The 2,318-nt window shown below is 39.0% G+C and carries 3 protein-coding genes; 1 reads left to right on the forward strand and 2 read right to left on the reverse strand.

The window, feature by feature from the left end:
• The coding region (locus tag AB0M39_RS41835; RefSeq protein WP_365374395.1) for a hypothetical protein at nucleotides 1–403 on the reverse strand (403 nt) is incomplete at its 3' end.
• 190 nt (nucleotides 404–593) lie between these two features.
• Nucleotides 594–1,541 carry an IS30 family transposase gene (locus tag AB0M39_RS41840; protein ID WP_351004109.1) on the reverse strand — a complete coding sequence of 316 codons (948 nt, stop codon included), beginning with the start codon at nucleotides 1,539–1,541 and terminating at the stop codon, nucleotides 594–596.
• 144 nt (nucleotides 1,542–1,685) lie between these two features.
• Between AB0M39_RS41840 and AB0M39_RS41845 the strand changes: the two genes are divergently transcribed.
• Nucleotides 1,686–2,318: agmatine deiminase family protein (locus AB0M39_RS41845; RefSeq protein ID WP_365374398.1), on the forward strand; the 633-nt coding region annotated here is incomplete at its 3' end.

A 2,318-nucleotide genomic window follows, 5' to 3' on the forward strand; every position in this document is an offset into this window, starting at 1 on the left:
CGTCTCCTCGTCGATCAAACAAAACATATCCCAAATAAATCATCACCAAAACAAGTATGAATGAAATGATATTACTTAAAATAGGAACATTTAAAAATCTTAATGGAATACTTCCAATAACCCCAACGAGAAGACCAAGAACAATCCCAATAATATTGAAGACCATTTTTGACATATTCATTTTGGAAATTCTAGAATCTATTTTTTTCAACCCATTAAGCATTGAACCGGCAAATATAAATGAAAGAATAATAAAAATAATTGCACCAATCACACCGTCAACAGCTTCGTTCTGCAAAATCCCTGTGTCCCAACCAAATACCTTTAAAATTGATGGTACAACAGCAACACCTAGCGATGCTCCGATGACAGTCATAACAAGATGAATAATCCAACGACGCATATCTTTTCCTCCTTTTAGAAAATAGATAGGCTTACAAGAAAGCCCTGTGTCAATTATACCACACGCTCCTTTAATATTGCTTATCCAAACACAAGAAATCTATTTAATTTCTCATGCTATATTTATTATTTTATAACTTATATCCCTTATTAGCGATCATTTAATTTTTTACGCAAATTGCAAGTCCAAGTTAGCCAGCCAAGCTCATCTCATATGAACTCTTATAGTTGAACATTTTTCTTGGATAATGGTTCATCCAATACTCGATAGCGGCGACTTCTTCAGGGGTCGTCTTTGTTGTGCCTTTTGGCAGATGCCTACGAATCATTCGGTTATGGTTTTCATTCGTCCCTCGCTCAAAGCTCGCGTAGGCGTGTGCATAGTAAACTGGACAGCTTACGTCCTCAGAGAGCCTTGCAAATTCATGGCCATTGTCAGGGGTAATGGATTTGAAGTCATAACTTTTTTGAAGTTCCACCAGCTCATCATTGACCGCCTGTGCTGTTTTCCCATCAATCAAGCGAATGATCTCCGTGCGGTATTTTCGCTCTGTGAGCGTCAAAAGCACCTTGTTCTTAGCTCTCGTAAGAATGACCGTGTCAATCTCGTAATGCCCCACTTCTAAGCGATTGTTAATGAACTCAGGCCGTTCTTCAATAGACTTGCCAAAAGGATGCTTTGGCGCACGAGGTTTGATTTTCTTTGCCGCCTTATACTGCGGATAGAAAAGATGATGACGCTTGGCTTCTAACCAGCCCCAGTTGACCCAATTGTAGAGGCTGCTCAGAGAAACTCCTTTTAGAGCCTGATGAATGACTTCCAAAGAGTCCTTGTCTTCTTTAAGACGTGTACTCACATAACAATCAATCTCAGTCGTGAGTTTACTCGGACGAACACTGTGAGCCCTCAATCCTTCATAATTTTCTTGAGCCTTTTTAGCAGAGTATTTTACCTTCCGCTTGAGCTGGATTTCCCCTCGCTTCATCTCTCTGTCAATCGTCCCATGAGCTTTATTCAATAAGCGCGCAATCTCACGGTTGCTCAGTCCTTCTTTATTGTGCCAACGTTCAATGTTTAAACGGTCTTGATTGGTCAGGTGTTTCCCTTTGCTCTGGCTTGTGATAGAATAGTCTTGCATCTGAATTTCCTTTTTATACTATTTGGTCGAACTTCTAGTATAAGAGATTCAGATGTTTTTTGCTTGACTCAAGGTGGCTAACTTCATTTTACAATTTGCGATTAATTATTAAATTTAAAAAAATAAAAAAATAGGAGAGAAAAAATGGCAAAACGTATTATTGGTACAACACCAAAAGAAGATGGTTTTCGGATGCCTGGTGAATTTGAAGCTCAAGATCAAATTTTTATGATCTGGCCCGAACGTCCAGATAACTGGCGTGATGGAGCAAAACCTGTTCAGATTGCCTTTACTAATGTTGCTAAAGCAATTAGTAGATTTACACCAGTAACAATGTTAGTTTCACAATCCCAATATCAAAATGCTCGTTATCAATTACCCGCTGATGTGCGTGTGCTTGAAGTTTCTAACAACGACTCTTGGGTTCGTGACTGTGGGCCAAGTTTTGTAATTAATGATAAGGGCGAACTTCGAGCAAATGACTGGACTTTTAACGCTTGGGGTGGACTTGTTGATGGTCTATATTTTCCTTGGGATCAAGATGATCTAGTGGCACAAAAAGTTTGTGAATTAGAACGTGTTGACTCTTATCGGACAGATGATTTTGTTCTTGAAGGAGGTTCATTCCATGTTGACGGTCAAGGAACAGTTTTGACTACTGAAATGTGCCTTTTATCTGAAGGACGCAATCCTCACATGAGCAAAGAGGACATTGAAAATAAACTTAAAGAACATTTGAATGCTGAAAAAATTCTTTGGCTTGGGGATGGAATTGAC

The sequence above is a fragment of the Streptomyces sp. NPDC051907 genome (assembly GCF_040681075.1).
Classification (GTDB): domain Bacteria; phylum Actinomycetota; class Actinomycetes; order Streptomycetales; family Streptomycetaceae; genus Streptomyces.